Source organism: Virgibacillus kekensis (assembly GCF_042654125.1).
Classification (GTDB): Bacteria; Bacillota; Bacilli; order Bacillales; family Amphibacillaceae; genus Lentibacillus; species Lentibacillus kekensis.
Map to the genome: position 1 here is coordinate 548,892 of NZ_JBHSFU010000004.1, position 26,786 is coordinate 575,677.

Annotated in this window: 18 protein-coding genes and 1 riboswitch; of the genes, 4 read left to right on the forward strand and 14 right to left on the reverse strand. The window is 40.6% G+C overall.

Features of this window, described 5'->3' with window-relative positions; all coding sequences use genetic code 11:
- Nucleotide 1: 1 nt before the first annotated feature.
- The 7 genes from ACFO3D_RS06950 to ACFO3D_RS06980 form a co-directional block, all read right to left on the reverse strand.
- Nucleotides 2-1,831 carry a polysaccharide biosynthesis protein gene (locus tag ACFO3D_RS06950; protein WP_390294167.1) on the reverse strand — a complete coding sequence of 610 codons (1,830 nt, stop codon included), beginning with the start codon at nt 1,829-1,831 and terminating at the stop codon, nt 2-4.
- A 67-nt stretch (nt 1,832-1,898) separates the two neighbouring features.
- Nucleotides 1,899-2,564, reverse strand: a complete 666-nt coding sequence (locus tag ACFO3D_RS06955) for a transcriptional regulator (protein ID WP_390294169.1) — start codon at nt 2,562-2,564, stop codon at nt 1,899-1,901.
- A 115-nt stretch (nt 2,565-2,679) separates the two neighbouring features.
- Entirely contained in the window at nt 2,680-3,339 is a 660-nt protein-coding gene (locus tag ACFO3D_RS06960; protein WP_390294171.1) for a response regulator, read from the reverse strand.
- Between the two features lie 94 nt (nt 3,340-3,433).
- Complete coding sequence (locus ACFO3D_RS06965) at nt 3,434-4,201, reverse strand: tyrosine-protein phosphatase (RefSeq protein WP_390294173.1); 768 nt, start codon at nt 4,199-4,201, stop codon at nt 3,434-3,436.
- A gap of 96 nt (nt 4,202-4,297) precedes the next feature.
- A complete protein-coding gene (locus ACFO3D_RS06970) occupies nt 4,298-5,068 on the reverse strand; it encodes a tyrosine-protein phosphatase (protein WP_390294175.1) in 771 nt (256 codons plus the stop codon).
- Between the two features lie 192 nt (nt 5,069-5,260).
- The gene (locus ACFO3D_RS06975) at nt 5,261-5,956 is read right to left on the reverse strand and encodes a CpsD/CapB family tyrosine-protein kinase (RefSeq protein ID WP_390294177.1); all 696 of its coding nucleotides are present in this window, start codon (nt 5,954-5,956) and stop codon (nt 5,261-5,263) included.
- Entirely contained in the window at nt 5,931-6,695 is a 765-nt protein-coding gene (locus ACFO3D_RS06980; protein WP_390294179.1) for a YveK family protein, read from the reverse strand. The genes ACFO3D_RS06975 and ACFO3D_RS06980 overlap by 26 nt, the downstream gene beginning before the upstream one ends.
- Before the next feature lie 255 nt (nt 6,696-6,950).
- On the opposite strand from ACFO3D_RS06980, the gene ACFO3D_RS06985 reads away from it, so the two are divergent.
- The 4 genes from ACFO3D_RS06985 (at nt 6,951) to ACFO3D_RS07000 (ending at nt 10,979) form a co-directional block, all read left to right on the forward strand.
- Nucleotides 6,951-7,958 (forward strand): C40 family peptidase, encoded by a 1,008-nt coding sequence (locus tag ACFO3D_RS06985; protein WP_390294181.1) that lies wholly within the window; start codon nt 6,951-6,953, stop codon nt 7,956-7,958.
- A 223-nt stretch (nt 7,959-8,181) separates the two neighbouring features.
- Complete coding sequence (locus tag ACFO3D_RS06990) at nt 8,182-8,346, forward strand: aspartyl-phosphate phosphatase Spo0E family protein (protein ID WP_390294183.1); 165 nt, start codon at nt 8,182-8,184, stop codon at nt 8,344-8,346.
- A gap of 150 nt (nt 8,347-8,496) precedes the next feature.
- Nucleotides 8,497-8,582: riboswitch (cyclic di-GMP riboswitch) on the forward strand.
- A gap of 72 nt (nt 8,583-8,654) precedes the next feature.
- The gene (locus ACFO3D_RS06995) at nt 8,655-10,667 is read left to right on the forward strand and encodes a putative bifunctional diguanylate cyclase/phosphodiesterase (RefSeq protein WP_390294185.1); all 2,013 of its coding nucleotides are present in this window, start codon (nt 8,655-8,657) and stop codon (nt 10,665-10,667) included.
- Nucleotides 10,668-10,754: 87 nt separating this feature from the next.
- Nucleotides 10,755-10,979: a hypothetical protein gene (locus tag ACFO3D_RS07000; RefSeq protein ID WP_390294187.1), complete on the forward strand. Its 225-nt coding sequence runs from the start codon at nt 10,755-10,757 to the stop codon at nt 10,977-10,979.
- Nucleotides 10,980-11,438: 459 nt separating this feature from the next.
- On the opposite strand, the gene ACFO3D_RS07005 is transcribed toward ACFO3D_RS07000, so the two are convergent.
- The 7 genes from ACFO3D_RS07005 to ACFO3D_RS07035 form a co-directional block, all read right to left on the reverse strand.
- On the reverse strand, nt 11,439-12,281 hold the full coding sequence (locus tag ACFO3D_RS07005; RefSeq protein ID WP_390294189.1) for a nuclease-related domain-containing protein: 843 nt from the start codon (nt 12,279-12,281) through the stop codon (nt 11,439-11,441).
- 220 nt (nt 12,282-12,501) lie between these two features.
- Nucleotides 12,502-14,379, reverse strand: coding sequence for a S8 family serine peptidase (locus ACFO3D_RS07010; RefSeq protein ID WP_390294191.1), 1,878 nt, complete (start codon nt 14,377-14,379; stop codon nt 12,502-12,504).
- Between the two features lie 154 nt (nt 14,380-14,533).
- Nucleotides 14,534-16,234, reverse strand: coding sequence for an aryl-sulfate sulfotransferase (locus tag ACFO3D_RS07015; protein WP_390294193.1), 1,701 nt, complete (start codon nt 16,232-16,234; stop codon nt 14,534-14,536).
- A 95-nt stretch (nt 16,235-16,329) separates the two neighbouring features.
- Nucleotides 16,330-16,545, reverse strand: coding sequence for a DUF2922 domain-containing protein (locus tag ACFO3D_RS07020; RefSeq protein ID WP_390294195.1), 216 nt, complete (start codon nt 16,543-16,545; stop codon nt 16,330-16,332).
- A gap of 34 nt (nt 16,546-16,579) precedes the next feature.
- The gene (locus ACFO3D_RS07025) at nt 16,580-16,804 is read right to left on the reverse strand and encodes a DUF1659 domain-containing protein (protein ID WP_390294197.1); all 225 of its coding nucleotides are present in this window, start codon (nt 16,802-16,804) and stop codon (nt 16,580-16,582) included.
- Between the two features lie 848 nt (nt 16,805-17,652).
- Nucleotides 17,653-18,189: an imm11 family protein gene (locus tag ACFO3D_RS07030; protein WP_390294199.1), complete on the reverse strand. Its 537-nt coding sequence runs from the start codon at nt 18,187-18,189 to the stop codon at nt 17,653-17,655.
- A 16-nt stretch (nt 18,190-18,205) separates the two neighbouring features.
- Nucleotides 18,206-26,776 carry an RHS repeat-associated core domain-containing protein gene (locus ACFO3D_RS07035; protein ID WP_390294201.1) on the reverse strand — a complete coding sequence of 2,857 codons (8,571 nt, stop codon included), beginning with the start codon at nt 26,774-26,776 and terminating at the stop codon, nt 18,206-18,208.
- Between the last annotated feature and the right edge of the window lie 10 nt (nt 26,777-26,786).

Here is a 26,786-nt window from a genome sequence, read left to right on the forward strand (position 1 = left end):
ACTATGACCCTTTAACCGCCAACAACGTCTTCTCCATGTATACAATCTTCATTAGTTCATCTTTTAATGATTCTGCTGAGTAATTGTTGAAATCTGCAATTACCTTATTTAATAATGCTGAATCCACCATACTTGTCCGACCTACATAAATTTTCTCATACACAGCGTCTGGATGTACTTCATCTTCTCCAAGCAGTTCCTCGTACATCTTTTCTCCAGGACGGATACCAGAAAATTGAATTGGAATTTCATCCTCTGTATAGCCGGAGAGCTTTATAAGGTTTTTTGCCAAGTCAACAATCTTAACCGGTTCACCCATGTCGAGAACAAATATCTCACCACCCTTGGCAAGTGTCCCTGCCTGAATAACCAGCCTGGATGCTTCTGGAATTGTCATAAAGTAACGCGTCATTTCTGGGTCAGTAACCGTAATCGGCCCGCCACGCTCAATCTGTTTTTTGAACAGTGGAATTACACTTCCGCGGCTGCCAAGCACGTTGCCGAATCGAACAGCAACAAACTTAGTCTCACTACGCTGTGCCAGGTCCTGAACAACCATTTCGGCAACTCTTTTGGTTGCTCCCATGACATTCGTAGGATTGACCGCCTTATCCGTGGAAACCATTACAAATGTTTTGGTACTGAATGTATCAGCCGCTTCGGCGACATTTCGTGTGCCAATCACATTGTTCTTGACCGCTTCATGCGGATTGTATTCCATAAGTGGTACATGCTTATGTGCTGCAGCATGATAAATTATCGACGGACGGTGTGTTCCAACCACATCGAAAATCCGTTTTTTATCCTGTACATCGGCAATTATCGGGACAATCTCTATATCGGTGTCACCGTACTTTTCACGAAGTTCCATATCAATTGTATAAATACTAAATTCGCCATGTCCGAGCAGTAATATCTTTCCCGGAGAAAAGCGCATCAGTTGCCGGCATAGTTCGGAGCCAATCGACCCCCCTGCTCCGGTGACCATTACGGTATTACCTGTAACGTACTCGGAAATTGCATCAATGTCGAGTTCAACCGGTTCCCTGCCAAGCAGATCCTCAACTTCGACATTTTTTAAACTGTTTACCGATACTTTCCCGGTCATAATATCCTCGATCTTCGGAATCATCTGTACCTTGGCATTCGTTTTGTTGCACTCCATTACCAGGTTGTTGAGTTCTCCGTTCTGCAAAGATGGAATAGCAATAACGATATGCTCAATATTATGATTATCGACTATTTCGGTTATATGTTTTGACCTTCCAAGGACCGGGATGCCGTAAATCTGCATCCTCTGCTTACTTAAATCATCATCGACAAAAGCCACAGGATGAAGTTCCGTGTTCTCACGGTTATTTTTCAACTGACGTGCAATCATCGAGCCAGCTGCCCCTGCACCAACAATCAACGTTCTTTTCTTGTTTCCATCGGGTATAATGTACTGGTCCCGGAATATACGCCAAATAAACCGCGAACCACCGATAAAAACAATATGTAATAACCAGGTGACAATCAGCGCTCTACGGAATATAATGAAATCATTTACGAGAAATTGTACAATCCCCGCTCCAATAATCGAAAGCGTTACAGCTTTAACAATTGTAATAAGTTCCCCAACACTCGCGTACGCCCATACTTTATGATATAACTTATAAATAATAGCAAATAAATGATGAAAAAACAGTAGGGCGATGGAACTTATGACCAATGCCTGCAAACTGTATTCGATTATGTTCGGGTAGACTACCCAGGAAGCAACAAAAATTGCAAAAGTTACAATAATAGAGTCCAGAATCATCAACAAGGATACCCTTATCCCATATGTCATCACCTCAACTCCTTTCTAACATTCTATCATGCATTAAACTTAATCGCACTGAAAATTTGAACTATTGCTAACTAGAATAGATTTTATTTAAATCTTTAATAAGTCCTTTACGTCGGTTAGACTTTGTTTTTTTATATATCCGGCTGACATGGACTTTTACCGCGCCTTCCTTCATGTCAAGGCGCTCGGCAATCTCCTTATTCTTAAGGCCTTGTTTCACAAAATAGGCTACCTGCGATTCCTTGGTTGTTAATGGTATACCATTTTGCTGAAGTCGGGTGGAGAACATGTCCATACTGGTCAGCTTCATATTGTTCAAACGTTTGATTAGTAATCCGGTAATTTTTATCGGAATTAGAAACTGGTTTTCCATCACCGCATGTGCCGCCTGGTAGATATCACGATCCAGCTTGTCGTCCGACTTTACAACCAGACTATCAATTGGTGCTTCCACCAGCGTTAACAGATGGTTTTCCTCTTCCGTTTCCGTTAATATAATAATTCTTTTATCCGGATTTAATTGATTTACATCCTCTGCTGTCTTTATTACAGCAGCTTCATCCAAGTAGGCCGTATCAATCAGAACGATGTCAGATTCCAATTCTGCTGCCATTTCAGCAGTATTATCTGTTATATACAGATTGATTACCAGGTCCAGTTTAGGATGCCCGAGTATGATGTCGCGGACAGCCTGTTGCATGTCCCGTTTACTTAGATAGCATAGTCTTAGCATGATATTACCGCCTATAATGTTCTGGTTAATTAGCGACATTGTCGATTAATTAACATATTAATCATACATCATTTCTAGTCATTTTTTTAGTGACTTTTGGAAAAATAAGTCATTATTACTGCTTCAGTAATTGCCTTAAATAACTTATTGCATCTTTCCGATGGCGGATATTCAGCTTGTTGTAAATCTCACTAACATAATTCTTAATTGTGCCTTCCCCTAGAAACAGCTTTTGGGCAATCATTGTGTTTGTGTAACCATCCATAAACAGATAGGCGATATCTAGTTCTCTTTTTGTCAGTTGGATACCACGGTTTTCCAGCCTCCTGCCGAGAATCTGTTTTTGATCTAGCGTCAGTTTCCGTATTTTATTAACGAGAATTTCTGCAACCTCACCGGATAAAACCGACTGCCCACGGTATGCATTACGGATTGCCTGGATTAGATTGTCATGGTACAAGTTTTTAAGCAAGAATCCGTCAGCCCCAACATTGATCCCTCTAATTACCAGTTCCTCATCCGCAGCGGAAGTGAGCATAACCACTTTTACATCCGGATGGTTTTCTTTTAAGTAAACCGTGGTTTTGATACCATCCATCCCGGGCATGTGTATGTCCATCAATACAACATCCGGTTTTTCCTTTTTCAAAAGATTTATTGCTTCTTCGCCATTCCCGGCCATACCAACAACCTTGATGTCGTCCGTGTTGTTGATTAATAATTCCGTCCCCTCACGGAATAGTCGCTGATCTTCTACAAGTATTACTTTAATCACAGCTACAACCCCTTTTACCGTTCGAACAGCTTTACTGTATTTTTATAGTAGCTTATTTGGTATGCAAATAAATGTACACCCTAGGACATTTCCCCTAAAAAATTCCCAGAAACTTCTTTTTCTTGATTCGCTGAGCTTCCTCACGATTAACAGTCCGGCCATTAATAAGGAGTTCACAGTTTTCCATGAAAAGAAAACCGGTTTCTCTTCCATGTTGTTTCTGTAGTTCCTCGTAGGCTTCCGCAAGACAGAAACCGCGACTGGACGTATTATGTGCATCCGAGGCTAAGAAATGAGAAAGGTTAGCTTCTATCAGCTGATGGGATAGTTTCTGAATGTTTTTCCCGAACTTGCCACATATACTGGCTGCAGTAATCTGCGAGAGCACACCTTTCTGAATAAACTCATATATAACGGAAGGATTCTCGGCGATTTCTCTGTTCCGCTCCGGATGAACAATAACCGGTACATAACCTGCTACCTGCAAATCAAACAGGAGTTGACTGGCATAGCGGGGTATATGACCCGGCGGAAATTCGACGAAAACATATTTAGTTGTCTCGTTGAGGGGAAGCAATTCACCTTGTTCCAAATCCTGAACCATATCGCCGTTTATCCTTGTCTCTTGTCCCGGAAGGACTTCAACGGGAATGTTTTCATCCCTGAGTCGCTGGTTCAGTTCAGTTGTATGCGCAATAATGTCACTTTTAATATTGTGGTAGCTGCCATTCCGGTGGTGGGGCGTGGCGATTATTTTCTTAATTCCCTGGCTGGCAGCCGCTGCAGCCATGTTGAGGCTATCTCCATAAGTTTGTGCCCCATCATCAATACCGGGCAGAATATGACAGTGGATATCAATCATTTTGTTCACTTCCTAGATGTATGTTGTTTAAATTATTTAAAAATTCAATTTAAGTATAACAAAAAAAGGAAGGGACTGGCTACTAATTAGGGATATCTAACGAAAAATTCCCCATTTTTTCCTGTATACGATTCGTTCAGGTGGCTCAATGTTTATGGTTTGTCCCGTGATAGCAAGGTCACTATTCTCCATGAAGTTGAAGGCTGTAGCGTTACCATACGTTTTCTTGATATACGTGAACGCTTCCCGCATATGAAAACTTCTATTTTTTACCCCGTGGGCATCCGAAGCGATAAAATGCGTAAGGTTCGCGTCAATCAGCTGATTGGTAAAACGCTGGATTTTCTTTCCTCGTAATCCTAGCAGGTTCGCGGCTGTTATCTGAGTTAGTCCGCCATTTTTAACAATCCGGTAAAGCTTGTCCGGATTTTCAAGCAGCTCCTGATTACGTTCAGGATGCACGATAACCGGCTTATATCCGGCAATCTGCATATCAAACAACAGCTGTGTTGTATACTTGGGAACCTGCAGTGATGGCAATTCCACAAGTACATAGCCGCTCGTCCGGTTAAGCGACAGCACCTTGTCATTTTCCAAATCATTAAGAAGGTCTCCGTAAATCCGAGTCTCCTGTCCTTCCAGCACTTCAACTGGTATGTTTTCTTTTTCAAGCTGGCCATTCAATGCTGTGACAGCTTGGGCAATATCATTTCCAAAATTGTTATATGTACCATTGTTATGATGCGGGGTGGCGACGATTTTGGTGATTCCCTCTTCGGCTGCCTCCTGGGCCATTACAATACTTTCAGTAACTGTTTTCGCTCCGTCGTCGAGACCGGGCAATATATGGCTATGGATATCTATCATTCTAGCTCCCCCTGTAGGTCATATTTCCTATTGATGTAGTATACCAACACAAGGGTCGAGAATGAAACCACTTAACGTCATTTAAAAGTCACTTTATACTTACAAAAGTCATAGTTTCGAATTTTTTAGACAAATTGCGACAAAAGAAGACCCCTTTTCACATAAAGGAAAAGGGGGAATTTAATGTGTCTATTATTTTCCATAATAGTAATAATAGTTTGCTTCTTTCTTATTTCGGTCGTTTAAAACGGTACCCAATATTTTCGCTTTTGCTGTCTGAAGTTGTTCAATTGCTTTTCTGGCAGCTTCCTTCTCCGTTTGTTTAGAACGTACTACAAGAAGTGCACCATCAACTATATTTGCTAGAATCTGTGCGTCCGCAACTGCAAGCACCGGGGGAGTATCAAATATTATAATGTCATATGATCTACGGGTAGCATTCAGCAGTTGATTCATCCGCATGGAAGCGAGTAATTCGGATGGGTTTGGTGGTATTGGACCACATGAAATCAGGTCGAGGTTATCGACTTCACTTGGGACAACTATATCCTCAAGTGCTGTTTCGCCAACCAAGACATTACTAAGCCCTTTTAGGTTGTCCAGTCGGAAAGTGTAATGAAGGGTCGGCTTCCGAAGATCCCCATCGATTAATAGAACTTTTTTTCCTTGCTGTGCATAAACCACTGCCAAGTTGGCGGTTGTCATAGACTTTCCTTCACTTGGACCAGAAGAAGTTACAAGCATTGTTTGCAGCACCTCGTCGGGTGAGGAGAACTCCAAGTTTGTCCGCAATGTCCTATACTGCTCCGAGATTGGAGAGCGCGGATTAAGGTTGGCAATCAGATGCCGCATCTTATTATTCCTAGACTGATTTTTTTTGCGCGCCATCTAATCCACCCCTTCTTCTCGATTGTGATGTTCCCGGAAAGGGACCGCTCCGAATATCCTCATCAGACACGTGGGTGATTACACCGAGCACCGGTACACCAAGTTCTTTTTCAATATCTTCTTCCGTCTTAATCGTGTTATCAAGATATTCGATTAGGAATGCAATCCCCACGCCTGCCATGGCACCTACTACTATAGCAATAGCAATGTTCAGTGGTGGGTTCGGGCTGACTGGTGATGGATTCGCGTCCAATTCTGCTTCTGACAGAATATGTACGTTGTCCACGTTCAACAGTTCCGGAATCTCCTGTTGGAAAGTGTTGACCGTGGAATTGGCAATATCCACAGCAAGTGCCGAGTCAGGATCGGTGACTGTTACTGTTACAACCTGCGAGTTTTCAGCACTGGAAACGGCGATTTTATTACTGAGCTGACCAGCTGTATAACTGAGATCCAACTCGTCCACTACCTGCTCCAATATCCTAGGACTTTTAATAATTACATTATAAGTATTAATAAGTTCCACGTTCGTCCTGATATCATTTACACTGTACTGGGTTGCGGTATCCTGTGGCTGCTGATTAACCACAAACATTGAGCTTACTTCATATTTAGGCGTTAATATGAAGTAACTAACAACTGCCGCGATAACTGCCGCAATAACTATTAAACTAATAATCATTAGCAGGCGCTTCTTAATCACCTCAAATATTTCCTTGAGGGAAATCGTTTCTTCCATATAGGCTTACCTCCAATTTTCTGGGTAATGATCCATGCTGTATGTATGCTATATTATTTATTTCGACATCATAACCGAAATTATAACACATATAAAGGAAATGTATTAGCTTTTTTTGAAAATTTAATAGACAGAATACCCCTATATATTACACCAATATTACAATCATTACATTTCCATTATTCACCTATTCAGGGATACTTGTCCATGCTATACTCAGTTCATATTAAGTTTAAGGGGAGAACACGAGAAAATATGAATAAGAAAATTTTTATGTCCGTAACAGCAAGTGCAGTCATCGCATCAGCTTTTGTAGGTACCGAACAAGCAGAAGCAGCCTCCTATAAAGTAAAGAGTGGAGACTCATTATGGGGAATCGCTCAACAATATAACACTAGTATATCGCAGCTTAAATCTATTAATGGCCTATCGGGCAATATCATATATCCAAACCAAGTTATCGAAACATCATCAAACTCTAATTCTACTACTACATCATCTAACACATCGAACGGAGCCACCTATACAGTTGTCAGCGGTGACACGCTAAGCGAAATAGCCCGCAATCACAACATTTCACTTTCCCAATTAAAGAATTGGAACAACTTGAATTCACATTTAATCTATCCAGGAGATAAATTAACAGTTTCCAAGAGTGGATCTTCAAGCTACAGTGCACCTAAGCAACAAGTAGCATCATCAAGTGTTTATACTGTACGCGCAGGGGATACTCTATCCGGAATTGGTTCACGCCACGGGGTTAGCGTTTCAGACCTTAAGCGTTGGAATGGATTGAGTGGAGATCTAATTATCGTTGGACAGAAATTGAATGTTGGAGGATCTTCTTCTAACGTATTTTCAGGTTCAACTGGCGGAAGCTCACAAACGTCCAATGTAGACTATAACGTTAGCAAACTTGTAAGTTCAGCTAAAAGTGTAGTTGGTGTTAACTATGCATGGGGTGGCGACTCTCCAGCAGGATTTGACTGCAGTGGGTTCATCTTCTGGGCATACAACCAGGCAGGTATGGATCTGCACCGTACTTCAGCAGCTGGATATTACACCAAATCATTCAGCGTGAGCAACCCGCAAGTAGGTGACCTTGTATTCTTCGAAGGTACTTACAAAGCAGGAATCTCACATATGGGTATCTATGTAGGAAACAACAAGTTCATCCACGCATCATCTGATGGCGTGCAAATGACCAGTCTAAGCAACTCATACTGGAGCAAACACTTTGCAGGGTACAAGCGTTTCCACTAAAATAAGATTACGAGATAGCATCCGGTGGCAGCCGGGTGCTTTTTTGTGTTGTTAGTAGGCATATACCCAGGGTGTTGGAATGTTAAACATGGTGAGTGAAATTTTTTTGTTTATTTATTGTTTTATTGTCGTTAATTTTATTGACTAATATAGTATTATAGGACTATAATACAGTAATATTTTACCATTATATAGCTAAATAAGCTAAGGAGAAAGAGTGAGTATGCAGGATAAAAACGTGCTTAATTTGCAGGAAGTCATTTATATGAAAAGAAAGAAACTGGTTAAGACAGCCGACAAGCATGGGATTGCGAGTAAAGACACATTGAAGTGCAGTCAGGAACTGGACAAACTTATAGTAGAGTATCAGAAGTATTTGGCAAACTAGATTAACATCGCCCTTTAAAGTGAACCTCTTGAGGTTCACTTTTTTATTGAGAAGGCGTTGGGTTGTTATGTGTTCCGCGCCTTAGAAGTTTCACCTATTTAAAATTTCATTACTTATTGCCGATAATACATTTATAGTGAAAAATAACTAGAACGATAATGGCAAACTTATCGAAAGGTAAGGACGCAAAGCAAAGGACCTAATGCATTTTATGCAATGGTAGCCCTGCTGCCGGAGAAGACGCCCTAGGGGTGAACCTTATTTTCTTTGGTTCACCCTTTTTTATAAAAAAAGAAAGGTGACGCACAATGATAAAATTTCATATCAGGCAAATCCCTGCCCACGTTTGGGTAATCAGTATTTTATTATTATCCCTCTCGCTCTATTTTGAATTATTTTCCAATACTCCGCGGACGGGGACTTTTTGGGTGATTAATTTAATTTCCGTGACCCTGTTCTCCTATCATTTAGGATTGGTAGGCGGAATCGCTGTACTCTTATTAATATTAGGCGTACGAATCGGTGTAGATTTTCAAACCTTTTCTTCCCTCAGCACTACTTATATCATCCGGGCACTGATCGTTAACTCTATTGGATTTATCACATCAATTTCGATTGGCTATCTAGCAGGGAAACTCCGATCCAAAGAGAGGAAAATCAGGGAAATTTTCAGTAATAATGACATCACCTTCTGGACACGAGATTTGATTACTGGAAAAGTTACGGTTTCGGAAGGGAATGCCGAGGTTTATGGGGTTTCTCGCAAAGAATTCGAAAAAAAACCAGATCTTTGGAAAGAGCAAATCCATCCAGAGGATTTACCAATCCTATTGAACGCAATTGACAAACAAATGACAGGGGAAAAGACTTCTATTGTTTACCGAATTCACCGTGCGGATGGAGAAATCCGGTGGGTCGAGGACCGTGGTACACCGGTGTTTAATAAAAAAGGCGTCCTCACTAAGATTGACGGCGTTATATTTGATGTGACTACATCCAAAATTGCTAAAGATCAAATGAATAAAATGGCATATCGTGATTCGCTAACTGACCTTCCAAACCGAAACTGGTTTCAGAACTACTTACAAACTGCTTTGGAAAAGCATTCAACTTTAGCGGTAATGTTTATTGACTTTGATAATTTTAAGCGAATTAATGATACATTTGGTCACCGTGCAGGGGATTTCCTACTGCGGCAGATTGCTAACCGTCTACAGTCGTGTCTACGTGAGGGGGATATTGTATCTAGACTTGGTGGCGATGAATTTCTTGTTCTAGTAGAGAATGCAGAGGTTAATGAGGTTATTGAAATTGCTGAGCGTATCATCCGTGAAATGAATGATCCGTATACGGTGGAAGGGACAGAAATTCTTGCAACGCCAAGTATCGGTATAAGTCTTGCTCCGGAGAGTGGTAATGATGCAGAAAGTCTGATTGAAATGGCAGATTTCGCTATGTATCTTGCTAAAAAACGCGGTAAAAACAATTATCAATTTTACAATGATGAACTGAATAAGCAAATGAAACGCAGGACACTGCTGGAGACGCGACTACATAAAGCGATTGAGAACGAGGAGCTGGAAGTGTACTATCAGCCACAAATAAGATTAAATACCGGTTGCCTTGCCGGTGCCGAAGCACTGTTGCGCTGGGAGTGTGATTTAGGAAAAATCTCCCCTGAAGAATTTATTCCGATTGCCGAGGATAATGGCCTAATTATCCCAATTGGTGAGTGGGTACTGCGGGAGGCTTGTAAGCATTTGAAACGTTTTAACAAGAATGGAATGAATGGGTTCCCTATTTCCGTAAATCTTTCGACTAAACAGCTGATGCACCCGACTATTGTCGACCGGATTAAGGAAATATTGTTTGAGGAAGATGTTAAACCCCAAATGATCACTCTTGAAATTACGGAATCAGCTCTTCTTTTCTATGAAGATGCCAAGCAAAACATCACCGAATTACGTTGTCTTGGCGTAGGAATTTCTCTGGATGACTTTGGGGTCGGATTCTCTTCCTTAAGTATGATTAAAAATATAGAAGTGGACGAGTTGAAAATTGACAAATCATTTTTAAATGATGCTCTAGAGAATAAGCGTGTTCGTTCATTGTTAGAGACTATCATCCAAATTGGAAAAAATCTAGAAGCCAAAGTCGTAATAGAGGGTGTAGAAACTGCAGTGGAAATGGAATTCCTGATGAAACAACAAGTGTATGGTCAAGGGTATTTTTACAGCCGGCCCCTTACCGTGGGAAAATTTGAGCAGTGGTATAATGCCTTTTACAGGAAAGAAAAGGAAAATAGACTCATTGAAAAATGAGTTAATAGTATGGTTTAATATATTCAACTAAGGGAATCAGCACTTTAACGAACAGTGGTGAATTGTACAGAGAGAGTGAGGGGCCCTATGAAACATATTTTAAAAGTTGCAGAAGAGTATGATTTGAACCTGATTGAAATGTCCATTCTGGTTGAGTTGGACGAGAAATACCCTCGTACAGTCGAAATTGAGGAAGTATCCAGCAATCCGAAAATTGAAAGGAACATTGTTAACCTAGTCGATAAAGGCCTTGTTGAAAAACGCTGGCACAAATACAGGGTAAAGAAAGAAAACCTATATGAGAAAGTATAGTATTAAAGGACATGCAGCCTTGGCTGGATGTTTTTTGTTTTGAGGAGGGGTTGATTGACTGTTTGGCTTGCTCGCTCGACTTTGGGGTATGCTCGCTCGACTTCGGAGTGCGGTCGCTCGACTTTGGGGTGTGTCCGCTTGACTTTGAGCTGTTCTCGCTCGACTTCAGAGCGCGGTCGCTCGACTTTGAAGCGTGCTCGCTCGACTTCAGAGTGCGGTCGCTCGACTTTGAAGCGTGCTCGCTCGACTTCAGAGTGCGGTCGCTCGACTTCGAAGCGTGCTTGCTCGACTTCAGAGTGCGGTCGCTCGACTTTGGGGTATGCTCGCTCGGCCTGAAGGCGTTATCGCACTCTATCTTCTTATCCACACTCTTTTATTATGAATATACTTCAATCCACTTTTTAACAGCAACCTGGTGGCAGTATTTCGAGACTTAAGTTGTAAATGCGCATGCATTCTCTATTCGTCATATAGGGTTTTCACCAATAATAGATAATCCGATAATGCACTGAGGTGAGCTGTTTTTGAGTAGTTATCACATTTATCGCAATGCCAGCTTCCATATATCCGCTCCATTCCCAGCTTTCCACACTCAGGACAAAACACTCCAGGCATTAGATCAGTGGGCTTTATATTGTATTGCTTGATACTATTCTTATCAAATGTGCCACAGAGATTAAGAATATGGTTTCCTATTTTTCTGTGTGATAGCTTGCGATATCCTTCCTGTTTCAGTTGCTGTTCTTTTTCCAAAATCATTGATGGGACTCGAGCTCCGTGAGCTACTATTTTGCTGAGGGATTCGGTGTCTCCTATAACCTTTATTACGGTGGATGGCTCGCTTATTGCGATTAAGCAGAAAATAGGGATATTAGTGAGGTGCTGCTGCGAAAGCAAATTTTGGAGGTGGAACCTTTGATTTTCCACCTGGGTGATCGGGTACTCGTAACCTGATTCCATTTTCCCGTCACTGCGGGTAAGTTGTTTGAGAATAGTATCAAACGTTATCGTTCCACTATAGTTTTTAGCATCTACGAGATAAATTGCGTGCTCGGCAATAATCGCTGAGTCGATTTGAAAGTTTTTTCCGTTGACCTTAAGATAGACATCTTGAAGAATGGTATATTGATTAGCCAGGTATTCGAGATGGTAATCAACCTTTAACTCGCCGGTATACCCTTTTTGCATTATGGCGGCATCACTTTTTATATTCTGCCAGTCATGGAATTGTGGGGAAAGTCGTGGAATAGCTGCATCAAGTTTCTCTAGAGGCAGTGGTTTCCTCCTTTTCTTGATTATCATGGCATATGTCTCCTCATTCCGTTTGGAGCTATCTTATCTTATTTATTTGGAATTGGAAAAAGAACAAAATAGCATACTCCTCCCCCTAGTCATCATCAAAATAGGATTATCCTCCAGGGAAAATTAGAGAACACCACTCTCCTTCTCTCAGAAAAACTAATTTTATTATTTTTGATAGAGCAATAAAAATGGACCAGCACAAAAGCTGGCCCATTTTTCGTTAAAATAACCCCGTTATCCAATTGACGATTGATACAAACACTTCAGCAATTGATTCAATGAGTTTACCGAAGAACCCTTTTTCTTCCTCTTTCTCTTTGTCCGAGGATTGGGTCTCTTCTTTTGGTTTATCCTTTACGGATGATGCTTCAACAGATTCCTTTTTCTCAGTCTTTTCCTCACCTACAGGATTTTCTTTTTCAGGTTTGGGCTTAACTGGGCTAGGTATTGTTACAACCATCCCACCTTCTGAAGGCTGTTCAGCTATGTGATTCTCTTCCTTCTTGTTTAGCGGTTGGTCTTCTATATCAGACCGCACTTCTGTTTCTTGTTCATTTGTTGGTTTCTCAGTAGACTCCTGGTTCACTACTGGCTGCTCTGCTTTCACGTTTTCCTCAGGTTGCTCATCATTCTGCTCTGGCTTCTGTTCTTCTTTTTCCATTTCCTTTTCAGATATCACCACTTCGACCGGCAATGTCTTTACCTTATGCGTAACACCTCTTGACTGGTTACCAAAACGGTCCTCAGAGCGAAAAGTTAACTCATACTCGGTATTAGGTTCCAATCCCTTAACTGCATATCCGGGTATTGATTCTTCCGTAAATTCCGTAACCAGCTCACCATTCAAATACATATAAAGTTTTGTAAAGTCTTTATCCACCGGGTTCTTCCAGCTTACGAAGAATGATGTCGTAGTCTTTTCAAACTTAACGTTGGTGACTTCCTCGGGGGCAATTAGGTCAGGAAAGTAATTCACAAACCCGTGTCCATACAAATTGTCTCTACCTGACATGCCGAGATCCTGCGTATAGTTAGCTAAGTCCGCCCTGAGTTCGGCAGCACTCTTTTTAGGAAACCTTTCCTTCAGTAGTGCTAGGATTCCAGCTACATGCGGTGATGCCTGGGAGGTCCCATCGGCAATTCCATATCCCCCATCAAGATAGGTACTGATGATATTCATACCCGGAGCCGAGAATTCCACTTCCGGACCAGTTGACGAGAACGGTGTGATATTGAAGGTCTCATCCACCGCCGAGACTCCGATTACATTCTCATATTTGGCGGGAAACATGACTGGAGTACCTTTCCCACCGTTACCGGTTGCGCTAACAATCAGGATTCCTGCGTTGTATGCTTTATTGATGATATCCTCAAATGTCTGACTGTTGAAATCAGTACCCAACGACAGGTTGATAATATCTATGTTGTGCTGGATGGACCAATCAATTGCCTCAATCAGGTCATCTAACGTTCCTTCCCCATTACTGTCGAGCGCTTTAATCGCATAAATATTTGCATCAGGGGCGACACCAACAACTCCAAAGCCGTCCTGTTCGGCTCCAATGACTCCTGCCACGTGTGTCCCGTGGCCATTATCATCGGTCCAATCAGTGACATTGTCTACGGTGGAGTACCCGCCTGCAATTTCAAGGTCCGGGTGGGAAGAAATACCGGTGTCGATTACCGCGATGTTAATATTCTTACCCGTATATCCTTCCTTCCAGGCACGTGGTCCACTAATTGATTGTATATTCCACTGCTGAGAGTCTTCATACATCGCTTTTGGTGTTTCCTCGATATTATCATCTAGATTCGACAAATCAATTTGAATATTTTTTTCGACATATGCAATCTCCGGGCTCTGGCGTATAACATCCAGATGATCGGAATCAATTGTTACAGCCATTGCTTTCAAATGGCTAGACTGATATTCTATGTTATTGCTATTTTCTATAATCAGCTGCTTTCCAGAGCTATTTTCATAACCAATAATCACATTTACCTCTGAACTCTCTGCACCATACGAGTGAACCGGCTGATATGAAATTATAAATAATATCGACAAGATAACAAGAAATAGTTTATGTGATTTCTGCAATCTATGTATCTCCCTTTTAGTTATACTTAATTAATAGATTTTACCAATAAAAGATGAATTTGTCTGTAGGTCTTTTGTCGATATATACAAGAACAAGTACTATCATGTCGGCGTATATAAAGAAAAAAGCCGGAATGATAACCGGCTTTTGATACTATTCCTCATTTGAAATCCAATATCGTCTTTCCCATGTGTCCGGGTACAGTGAGTAACGCTGAGACCTATAGACCCAGGCACCTTTTGGAAAGTCAGTTGCTACTGCTTCGAACACTACTTTAGGTTCTTCATCTTCGGTAACTTCCACAATATGACTTCGTTTACCTTCATCAACCCAGCCAAAGTCTACCAGAATGTTTCCGCTCTCCTGCATGTACTTGGCGCTTCCAATTATATTGGTGAAATACTCTGGACCACGTTCCTTACCATAAGTCCAGATAACTTCTGCCTCAAGTGTTTCTTCGTTGATACGATAATGTGTAGCCGCACTAAACTGTTCAGAGAGCTCTTCATCCCCACGTGTTACAACCACGTTATTGTCATAGATTAAGAGATCAATTGTGTCCGGATTGTTATCAAAGTCCGGCAAAATTGTCGGGTCATGCTGGCCTCCAGGGTATTTAAAATCTTCACCCTGTCCCTTGATCAAATACTTTTCATATGCATCCGACCATCCCTCTGGATGAGCCAAGGTCCAGATAACATCTCCTGTCTCGTAGTCTATTTTCATCACCGCATCCTGGTTACGACCGGAAATAATGAGGCTGGTGTCGCTCTCATCATAAACAACCGAATTCTGGTGGAACCAATCCGTTGCATTCTCTTCGCCATCGTTCTCGAAATTCTCATAGACATCTTTCGGGAACAGATTTTTGAGATCGAACTCCTTTAAAATATCACCAGTCTGACGGTCGATTACAATCATGGTATCCTCTAGATATTCCCCGTCATCATCGTGAACAGTTAAGACTAAATTGCCACTAGGGAGTTCGGATATATCATGATGAATTAGCGTTTTTTCCATACCCTTGGCTTCTGAATGGGCAGGCTCTGCACTTATTTTGAAAGCATTATAGATTTTACCCATCAGATTTATCTCAAACAAACGATTATAAGTCTTACCTCTGTTGGAGTCTTTTCCTAAAAATATAAAATTACCATTTTCCAGCTGTTTGAACACGTGACTATTGTACTCGGAGCTGTACCAGCGGATATCGCCATTCAGATCGAATCCGTATGGATATTTCGTACTTGGAACTGCAAAAGTCAGCCCGTTTTCCGGCATCTCAACCAAGTCTTTTTTCAATGTTTTAATATTTATTTCGGGAATATATTCAGGTAGTTCGCTGGTTTTTATTGTAACCGTGTTCTTCATTGTTTTTCCAGATTCAGTTCTTGCTTCAATCACTACAGTATTTTCAAAGTTTGGATACAAACCAAGCACAGGTAGCTGGTGCTGTGTTTTTAAGTTGTGAATGGTTTTCGTAATATCGGCATCGCCGTTCTTGCTCTTTACAGTAAAAGTAACCTCAGCCTCTTCTTCGGTCTCAAAAACAATCAGGGCAGACAGCGGGGATCGGTTATAGGGGTCAAGGTTTATATAAGGATCTGAGAAAGTACTTCCTTCGCTTTCTTTCAGAATCTGTTGTTCCACTTTCTTCTGTTTCTTCATTAAAGTGTCTACTACTGGGGTAGGGGGATATTTGTAGTCGACTTCCTTGGCAGATACGGATTTTTCCGCTTGGTCAACTAGTGCTTCCTGGGGAGTGAAGTCTTCGTTGGTGTATGTAAAAATGAAGTAAGCACCAGCTGCCACGATTACTGCGGCTAAGATGGGTATACCTGTTTTTTTGTTCACTGTTCTGCTCCTCCTCCTCTTTTTTTGCACATTCAATTTTACTTACCCTAAAAAGAGCCAGCGTAAACCTGCTGGCTCCAATTTTAATAGAATCTTTAGACTAATTCAATGTCCTGTACGTTACGTTCAACCACGCGAGCACTTTTAATGCTCACCAAGTCTCCGCCGGATGATGTGAAAGCGTTCTGTGTAACGATAGTATCCATTGCTGCTTTAACAGCTGCAGGATCCACCGGTTCGATAGGCTGTTCCAGTGAATATGTCACTGTTTTTCCATCAGCATTTTCAAATTTAAGTTCCAGTTTTTTCATCGTGTCTCCTCCTCTCCTTTATTTTCTTAATTGATTAGACTGCGGTGATTTCCGCGCTGTCTTTACGCTCAACAGATGCGAGCGGACGTTGCTGTAATGGTGCTACTGCTGTTGCGATTGCGTAAAGCTGATCAGCTGTTGCTCCTGGCTTAACGTTGTTGAAGCTCTTTGCTTTAAAAAGCTGCTTTCCTGAGATTGCATCAATCCCATTGTCAAGCACCAGACGTAATGATGAATCGGTCATTGTGGCTACTGCCATGTCGTTCACCTCCTTCCACCCCTATTATCGAATCTCAGGTGAAATGGGAGGCATCAGAAATAAAAAAATCCCCAAGCACTTTTCCTGGCCTGGAAACGAATATAAAGGTAGAAGAGGATTAGATATAAGGAACTCCCTTAAAGTTGTAGTCAAATTGTTTTTTGTAGAATCCTTTGATTTTTCTCTTCGAATCAAGACTATGTCCATCCCTTCCTTGTCCTTAGATCATCGTATATACTCCTATAACTTTCATGGCATTTTCTACTCTCTGTTACGCAAATTAAAATTTATGTAACGCTTTTTAAACGAATAGCGAGTATTATACGACCGTCTTTAGTAAAAACACAACAACCCAAAATTTTTAATCCAAAGCAGTAAAAGAACGCCCTTTCACGTTATCCATTGTTTATCGCCACGAGCTTTGTCATTCTCGTTAGTTTATTAGCCAATCCATGTCATAACTACCGCTGCCATGTAAAATTTCATCTCGCCTAATTATCGTTCATGTCCGCCAATCCAAGCATTAACATGATACTCCATGATGGTACAACTATCATGAGTTATGAATTTCACTTAAGCATTATTCTATGTCTACCCAACAAAAACTTTTCCTTTTATTGATTCATTTTTTTCTTTTGTACAAGTTTATTTCCTTATTTGTCACGACGAGCTTTGTCTCTTGTTTAATTTTAAATCGAGTAGTAAGTATATTTAAATGTCATTGCTACCAATCTCGTATGTCAGTTAACATTCATGAGTTTTTGATTTAAATGAAAGTAATTGTTTAAACATAAAACTTATAAAAATAAAAAAACCTTGAAAGGCTAATAGCCAATCAAGGTATAACTTTAAGTAAACTGAACACCTTTAATATTATTTCTTTCAAAACCCTCTTTAAGAACATCAGATACAAGAACATGAGACTTATAATCAAGGTTTCTAACTATATGATGATTGTTTGGTAAAACGTCAAATTTATATACTATCTTTTTAAAGTTCAGTATTGCATCAGTTCCTTTAATTGTAGTATATTCTGATTTACTTTTATCCAATACCTCAACAGCATTTACTATATTTAAAAGGTAGTAATCAGGGATTTTCTTTTCCCCTATATAAACATTTGCTTCAAACACCTGAATATCTTGAGGACAAATTCCTGCTAGAATATCTACTATTTTTTTTGAAACTATCAACAATAGTCCACTATTCGGCAATACATCATTTAGGTGCTTTTCTAAACATTCAAATACAATTTTCGGGGGGACTATTTGCTCAGTTAACTCTCTTCCCTCTCTAAAAATAAATCTATCAGTACCGCTACCTTTTACATATTCACCTATTCTTTTATTTGGAAAATCTTCCGGAACAGACCAAATCCATAACAAGTATATCACCTCATTATTAATTACCCCAAGGGCGTTTATTTTTATTTAAAGCTCTACTGCCATCTCTTAACAACTGTCTCTCTCCACTTATTATACCACGAAGAGTATCGTTATATTGTTGTTGAGTCCACCCATTTGCTCTACCGTATTCAAGAACTTCATCCATTTGATTTGCTAAATTTTCACTAACGCTATTAGTATGTCTCCCTTTATGAATACTTCTTGTGGGATGCAAGGACTCATTGGTCGGTAAAAATATTTTATTATTTCGAGATTGCAAATCATATCTAGCCGCATCTAGCAACTCGTGATTTTTTGTCAACTTATTTTTGTCACTAATTATATGGTGATCTTGAAACCCTTGTTTCTTTAAATTAGCTTCTCTAGTACCCTTAGAGCCACCACCCACATTTTTCCTGGCTACTCTCCTCAAATCAACAATTCTCGATCCGTATTTTATCCCATTGGCTGCATACCCAGCTATTGGGATGGAGGCCATAGCGGATAACCCTGCGTTCTTGTAATCACCTTCGACTGCATAGTACGCGGAATTGATAAGGTCTGGTACTATCCCCAATCCCGGAACGACACCCGCCGCATCAAGGGTTCCATGGATGATGGCACCGGCATCCCATGTCCTGATCTCCTCCACAGTCGAACGAACCGCATTTCCAACGCTATCGGCGACCTTGGAAACACTGTTGCCGAACCAGGATGTAAAGCCTCCAAATAAGGATGTTTTCTTAGGCTTTGGCGGTTCCACAACCAGAGGCGCAGCTGCCGTATGCTTCTGAATCTGATCCCTCATTTGTTCGTATGCATCAGCTCGCCATTTATCTCCGTAAATCAAGCCCTTGGTGAACGATTGTCCATCCAACGTCGAGCTGGTGCTGACCACCCTGGCATGCGGTGGCGCCCCGTAAGATGCGATTACATCAGCATTCTGATGCATGATTTCTTCTGCGGTGATGACCTTGGACCATTGCTTTGTGGACTCCTGCTCGAAATAACGATTGCTTTCTTCCAATATTTTCGGTATTTGGTCAATTATAAAATACTTGGTATAGTCATAGGTCCACGATTCCGTGATTGTCCGCTCAAACGTCTGCCGGTATAACCTAAGTTCCATTTCCGTTCCGATGAGTCGCGTGTCAGACTCTGTACGGGTATAGGAGCCTGGAACATAACCCCATAATTCCACATATTTCGTCCCGTTCTTGTCGTACTCCAGGGAGTGACTGTCCCTGTCTTTCACCCATTGGGGAACATGTCCTGTCGGATCTACCATATTAACCGGATTGTTCATCACATATGCATAACGGTTCTGTGACTGGGTCTGGGATAACGTTCCCGGATACGTGTCTTCCGTAATGAATCGTCCATTAGATGGGCTGTACCAACGTGCACTATAGTCCATCAGGCCGGAAGCAGGGTCATAAGTCTTCCCGGTATAGCCAGTTGCATTATATGGTGCCGGCATATCGGTAAACAAATTTCCAAAGGCGTCGTACTGATATTGCATGACTGTTTCGCCTTTTCGGTCTGTAAGTCCCAGCACGTTTCCTGTCTGGTCATAGTCATAGTATAACAGACCGCCTCTGGTGCGGATATTCCCATCAACTCCGGGTGCTTTTCTTCCATGGAAACCAAACATTTTACGGGAAGTTACTTGTCCGTTAGCCGAGTAGTATTCGGCCAGTGGCTGCCCGTTCACTCCATATTCCTTCATGACATTCCGGCTCATTCCCTCGTACAGATAACGTGTCGTCTCGGAAGATAGTGCGCCTGCCAGCTTCTTCTGGAGTCCATATTTGTTTCCATTGCCCCGCTGCAGTGCATTCCGTCGACCATTACCATTTCCTTTTGCGACTTGCTTCAGGTATGCCGTGTCGTAGCTGGTAACCGAACGTTCCACTTTACGACGCAGGGCATCGTATTGATAATCCACCTGTTTACCGTCAGTAAAATAAACACCTTCCAACCGGTTATCTGCCGTATAGGAGTACTTTACATCACCTTCGTCGGATTGCCTTTCTACCATATTTCCATTGGAATCATAGATAAATGAAGTATCGCCTGCACGTGTCATTTGGTTTGCTTCATTATACTCGTATTTTGTTACCTCACCGTCAACAATCATCTTCATCCGGTTTCCACTTGCATCATATTCATATTGAACATGGGCAGCAGGGTCCATCATATAATCCGGTTCAGGATGAGTTTCCTCTGAATAAAATTCCTTCCACGATTTCGGTTTACCACCGTGGAAATTTTCATTTTTACCTTTTCCACGCTTTTGTTTATTAGCTTTGCCGTTGCTGTTTTCAGGTTTTTTGTTTTCTTTCTTATTTATGTCATGCCCATTACTATTAGCAGATTTTTGATTTTCCTTCTTATTTGATTCATTTTCCTGAATTTCATTGTTTTCAGCAGGCTCCTGTTGATTATCTTTATTCTTTGCCTTTTCTGAACCAAGCTTTTCTTTTGATTCGGAACTAGTGTTGCCTCCATGCTTCGAATGTGGGTTACCATGTTCAACTTGCCTAGCATGTACCACTGATGTGCTGAAAATGCTTCCAATACCTTCCCATACTGATTGGAAAAACTCGCCTATTTGTTGAATAAATCTCTTGATGGTTTCCCCAATTTCCTTAAATGTTTCGGTTATATTATCGAAAAATGACATGCTCTCTTCTTTGGTCTCACTGTCATTTTCAAGATTAACATCTTCACCGGAATTCTCAGCTAAAGTAAAATCTTCGTCACCCTGATAGAAGCTACCATCTCTATTGGAAGTGGTTTGCTCACTCCTGTGTTCTGTATTAGATTCCTCCGGTGTATCCAATGTACTAGAATCACCAGTTGAATCTATTGGAAGATCTATGAAACCAAAACTGCTTAACTCATCATCTTCCGCGTATCCTGAAGATTTTTGGTTACCTCCACTCTGGTTATTCTTTTTGATTTGTGGAGGTGTATAAATATTCTCCTGTATGTTTTCCAGCTTCTCTTTTGGATAACGTGCATCCACCAAACGATTTAACGCATCATACTGGAATGTTGTTTTGTCGCCTTCATCTGTAATTTGGCTGATATTATTCCCCACAGCGTTGTACTTATAACTTATTGATGAATCCTCCAGAATAGATGTCATATGGTTATTTTCTATACGGGATATATTTCCATCCGGGTCATAAGTTTTGGAAATTGTGTTTCCATTAGCAAGCAGACGCTTCGTTTCACGACCAAGTGCATCATACTCAAAAGTAGTCTGGTTTTCATCGGGGTCAGTGATACTTGAAACCAGATTCCTATTGTTATACGTATAGGATATGGTACGATCTTCACTATTCTTGAGAGATGTTACATTGCCCACTTTGTCATAGTTGTAGAATAATTGTTTATCGAGTGTTACATTGGTTTGTTCTACCAATCTTCCTAACGAATCATATGCAAAATGATCAACTGAGGCCGGTGACGCCATCTCAGTTAATCTGCCTACTGCATCATAGTTATACGTGAAGGATGAATTATCCATATTCATAGATTCCATCTGGCCGTTCGGAGTGTACGTATAATTAATCGTATCCCCTATTGGATTAACTTTCTTTGTCAATTGGCCAGCAGAATCATAATGGAATTCGGTTTGATCACCAAGAGAATTTATTTCGCTGATAGTCTGTCCCTTTAGATCATACTCCCAGGTTCTCGAATTTCCATTTGGATCCGTGAGCTTTGTTAAATTACCCGCTGAATCATATTGGTAACTTGAATTCCCTCCAAGTGGATCAGTTACCGATGATAAACGATTCAGTTTATCATAATTAAAGAGGGTTGCATTTCCAAGTGCATTTATTTCTTTAACTTGATTTCCTGCAGGGTCATATTCAAAGCTGGTCTCGGAACCTCCTGGTGCTTTCACATTTATTAATCTGTTTAAATTATTATACTTGTATTTTGTTTTATAACCGGCTGCGTCAATTTCTGCTATTAGGTTACCTGCCGCATCATAATTATAAGACGTCTCAAATCCAGCTTGATCCTTTGTTTTTGTTAATCGACCCAGCTTATCATATTTGTACTGTATGTCCCTTCCTAATGGATCAGTTTGTTCAACAAGATTGCCTTCTTCATCATAGTTATACGTATAACTATCCCCAAGAGGATTGGTCATTTTAGTAACCTGACCTAACGGATTATAGTTATATTTATAAACTGCTCCTTCAGCATCTTGTTTCTCAGTTAGCCAGCCAAGGTGATTATACTCAAATTGGGTTTTCGCTCCAGCAGGATCAGTAACTGAGGTAGTAAGCCCAATTTTATTGTACGTAAATGCAGTTGTTCTACCAAGAGGATCTACCTCTGCAATCTGATAACCCAAGTCATTATACCTGTACTGCCATTTCCCACCTTCAGGGTCGGTCAATTCAGTTATTTTACCAGCATCGTTATACTGATACTGGGTGATGCCATTACGAGGCCCCACTTCCTTTACTAAACGATTTGCTAAATCGTATTGATAACTAGTTGTCTGTCCCAGTGGATTCGTCACACTAGTTTGATTTCCGGATAAATCGTATGTGTAGCTGTATTTGTATCCGTTTTTATCTACATAGGAATCCAATAGCCCCATAGAATTATAATCGAATATCTCTTTATTTCCAGAGTCGTCCGTTTCTTTCACTACATTGCCTAATGGACCATATTTAAACGATGTTTTTTGTCCAAGAGGATTAGTAGTCGCAACCATACGATTAAGAGCATCGTACTCTTGTACCGTTTTATTGCCTAATGAATCAATAGATTTTACAATCCCATCTTGGTCGTTGTACTCATAAGTGGATGTATTCCCTCGACGGTCTGTTTGTGATAAAACACGGTTCAATGCATCGTACTCGTAGGTAGTGGTTTCTTCGGCGGCATCCTTGATAGATGTTATATTTCCAAGTAAGTCATATTCATATTTCGTAACATAATCTAATGGACTTTTTTCTTTAGCCAGGCGGCCAAGATCGTCATATTCATAGGTAGTAACAGCTCCGTTAGGCTGTTTGACAGATTTGAGCTGTCCTGATTTGTCATATTCATAATCTATAACTGCTTCGAGCGGTTTCTCTACCTGTGATAATCGTCCGAGTTTGTCATATGAATAAGTCGTTGTATGATTCTCACCATCTGTATAGGTAATAAGCTGTCCATTTTTATCATAGGTCATGAAAGTTGTTTCTTCTTCCGGGTTGGTTACGGATAGTATATTTCCATTCTCGTCATAGACATAGTCAGTCACACCATCTCGTGGGTCTATCAAGGAGGTTACCCGACCGGCACCGTCATAATTCCGTTCAATGACTCCTCCATTCGGTCGAACTATATCCGTTAACAGGTTGCGAGGGTTGTATTGGTACTCGGTTACATTCCCTGCTGGATCAGTCTCTTTTGTTAACCGCCCTAGCAAATCATAATCCCACTTAGATATGTTGCCTAATGGGTCAGTTACCGAAGTTTTTCGTCCCATCTTATCGTACTCGAACGAAAAGGTTCCTTTTATCGATGAAACTTCAGAAAGGTGCCCAGTCGTTGCTTCGTATTCATAGCTTGTTAATTGATTTAGTGGATTCTTTTTACTTTCCAACCGCCCGTATTCATCATATTCATAAACAATGCTCTTTCCATCTGGTCGAATCTTTTTCTTTAACTGGTCAATCGCATTATATTTAAATTCAGTAACTTTGTTCATTGGTTCAATAATCTTTGTCTGTCTACCCGCATCGTCGTATTGAAATTTGGTTGTTTTGCCCAATGGATTGGTCAATGCGGTCATCTGGTGAAGATTATTGTATTGGTAAATAATTTTCGAATCATCAGGTCGGATAAATGTATACTTATTTTCAGCATCGTTATATTCCCACTCATATTCATAGCCCATCGGATCTTTATACGTTAAGGGCCTGTTCTGTGTGTCATACGTGTAAGAGCTTTTACCTTGCTCGGGACCTATGATGGTTACAACTCTTCCGGCATCATCATATTGATAGGAAGTTGTTTCCTTCTCGGCGTTTGTAACCGAAGTTAACCACCCATTCGGATTATAGGTATACGTTGTAGCAAACCCATCAGGACTAACCCGTTTTTTTAATTGACCGTTGCTGTAATAAGTAAAAGTCGTGGTCTGGTTGAGCGCATCGGTCATACTGGTTAGTTCGCCATTTTCATAATGATAGCTTGTGGTTGCATTTTCTCGGTTTGTTTCGCTCTTCAACCGCTTGGCATCATCGTACGTAAAGCTCTCAGTTGTACCATCTTCATATGTTTTTGACTTAAGCATTCCTAAATTATTGTAGGAAAATTCAACAGTTTGGCCATTAGGAAGTGTTTCTGTTTTTAATCTGCCATTATCGTAATAGGTATACTTGTGCACCCGATCCGCGGAGTCTTTAACTGCTTTTAACCGATCATTAGCGTAGTACTGGTACGTTGTAGTCCGATTTAGACTATCGGTTACGGTTTCAATCCGCCCCTGGTTGTCATAATCGTAGTCAAAAAATCCATAAGGGCTGTCCACCGTGTCAACGCCGTACTTATTATAGGTATAGCTGGTAGTGCCGATTTTAGATTTCAATGTATGAACGCGGCCGATTTTATCATACGTAAAAGATGTTGCCCCGGCTGGACTAACACTCTTTTTCAGCTGCCCTGTCGGATAGTAATCATATTTGAATACCCTGTCAAGTGAATCTTTGAAGTAATCCAGGTTACCATTTTTATCATAATCATAAATTTCCTCATTCTTTAATGGATCAATGATTTTTTTCAGGCGCCCAGCATTATCATAGCGATACTGATATAAAGTTTGATCCCCGACCTTTTTAGAAAGAAGTCTTCCCTCTTTATCATAAGAAAAATTAATAGTTTTCCCTGATGGAAGCACCTTTTTTTCCAGCCTTCCGAGATTATCAAACTCATAATCTGTTATTTCATTCTCACCGTTTTTAATTTGTGACAGATTCCCGTTTTTATATGAAAATACCATTTTCTTTTTGTTGGCATCTTCAACAGTTTGAATCCGTCCCTCTTCATCGTAGGTGTATTTGGATAAAACACCATTTTCAATTTTTTGATCCACATTTCCAGTCTCATCATTTACCGAAAAAGACGTTCGATTACCCCGGTTGTCTGTAATTAACTCTGGAATATCCCACTTCGGATGATAGCTATAAGAAGTTTTCGTCCCATCAGGAAGCAGCTGTGATGTTTTATTATTTTCATTATTGTATGTAAAAGACAGTGTACCTTCAGGTGAAATCTTTTCGGACAGTAAATCATTCTCATATTTATATGAAGTTTTTTGGCCGAAAGGATTTATCTCCGTTTCGATTTTTTGATCAGTAATCTTAAAAATCCAGCTATCGTTTGCTGCATTCATCAACTTAGTTTCAGTTACATCGCCCGAATCATTTTCTTTATAGCTTAATTTGTAGGCAACACTGTCATCTGGATTGGTTATTTGGGTTACCCGTCCATTAGTATACTGGTAACCAACCTTTTCATTTGCCCCATTCAATATACCCGTGATTCTGTTACCCGAGTATTGATACTCAGTCGTACGACCATCATGGAAAGTAACGGTGGTTAATCGGTCTTGGCTATCATAACCGTAATCTATACTTTCCCCTGTGGAATCAGTGACCTTAGAGATAACATCTCCATTCCATGAGAAATCAATTGTTCTACCAACCGTATCAATTACCTTATCGAGTCGCCCTTTTTTATCATACTGATATCGCATTGTATTACCGTACTGATCTTTTCGGGTGATCATTTTGCCGATACTAAAGTCATAATCACCTGGATTTTCTTCAGCTCGCCACGGAGCGAAGTATCCTTTATATGTTATTTTCGTCCCGTGCGTTCCCGTTACGACATACTCTTCCTTACTAATACGCTTTAATTGATCACCATTTTTAGCTTCTTTAAATTCCCCTGCATCCAGCTCATAGTTGATCAACTTATCGTCATCATAACTGGTCACGTAAGCATCCGGATCTTTTTTCACAAATTGATAGTTTAGGATGTTACCATCACTGCGAGTCTCGGACATATTATAGTTCTCATATATTCTTAATTGAGAATTAAAGTTAAACGTCCATCCACGGCCAAAAGCACCTATCTTATTATTATCACTTGAATAGGTTCGCTTCAGCTTAAAGTTAAACCCAATACCAGGTATATTTAGATCCGTTAAGTCCATCGCTAATTCTCCCGTGGCAATATTGACATTGTCCGGACGGTTTTGTAATGGCTCAGGCTTTTGGGTGCCTGCTTCATTACTGACTGGACCTTTGGGCATAGGTTTTTTCTCCAACGGTTTCGGCATTGTAGGCATTATACTTTCCGCTGGCTTAGGAGCCCCAGGTGATGCTGCCTGATTCGTTGGCAGCAAATCCAATATGGACTGCGGATCCATAAAGCTCTTTTGCATGGATGCTCTCAGAGCCTGTGCTGAACTTTCCACAGGGATTAATACTGAACTAAACAAAAGTGTCAGGACTAAAATAATGTTTAATATTTTCATTAATGCTTCTTTCATCTTGTTCCCC

Excerpts from the sequence above, each read along its gene's own strand:
- ACFO3D_RS06995 (WP_390294185.1), top strand. The coding sequence starts at position 8,655 with ATGATAAAATTTCATATCAGGCAAATCCCTGCCCACGTTTGGGTAATC.
- ACFO3D_RS06990 (WP_390294183.1), top strand. The coding sequence starts at position 8,182 with ATGCAGGATAAAAACGTGCTTAATTTGCAGGAAGTCATTTATATGAAA.
- ACFO3D_RS07005 (WP_390294189.1), bottom strand. The coding sequence starts at position 12,281 with ATGATAATCAAGAAAAGGAGGAAACCACTGCCTCTAGAGAAACTTGAT.
- ACFO3D_RS07025 (WP_390294197.1), bottom strand. The coding sequence starts at position 16,804 with ATGGCAGTAGCCACAATGACCGATTCATCATTACGTCTGGTGCTTGAC.
- ACFO3D_RS06970 (WP_390294175.1), bottom strand. The coding sequence starts at position 5,068 with ATGATAGATATCCATAGCCATATATTGCCCGGTCTCGACGACGGAGCG.
- ACFO3D_RS06955 (WP_390294169.1), bottom strand. The coding sequence starts at position 2,564 with ATGCTAAGACTATGCTATCTAAGTAAACGGGACATGCAACAGGCTGTC.
- ACFO3D_RS07035 (WP_390294201.1), bottom strand. The coding sequence starts at position 26,776 with ATGAAAGAAGCATTAATGAAAATATTAAACATTATTTTAGTCCTGACA.
- ACFO3D_RS06980 (WP_390294179.1), bottom strand. The coding sequence starts at position 6,695 with ATGGAAGAAACGATTTCCCTCAAGGAAATATTTGAGGTGATTAAGAAG.
- ACFO3D_RS06975 (WP_390294177.1), bottom strand. The coding sequence starts at position 5,956 with ATGGCGCGCAAAAAAAATCAGTCTAGGAATAATAAGATGCGGCATCTG.
- ACFO3D_RS06950 (WP_390294167.1), bottom strand. The coding sequence starts at position 1,831 with ATGACATATGGGATAAGGGTATCCTTGTTGATGATTCTGGACTCTATT.
- ACFO3D_RS07000 (WP_390294187.1), top strand. The coding sequence starts at position 10,755 with ATGAAACATATTTTAAAAGTTGCAGAAGAGTATGATTTGAACCTGATT.
- ACFO3D_RS06985 (WP_390294181.1), top strand. The coding sequence starts at position 6,951 with ATGAATAAGAAAATTTTTATGTCCGTAACAGCAAGTGCAGTCATCGCA.
- ACFO3D_RS06965 (WP_390294173.1), bottom strand. The coding sequence starts at position 4,201 with ATGATTGATATCCACTGTCATATTCTGCCCGGTATTGATGATGGGGCA.
- ACFO3D_RS07020 (WP_390294195.1), bottom strand. The coding sequence starts at position 16,545 with ATGAAAAAACTGGAACTTAAATTTGAAAATGCTGATGGAAAAACAGTG.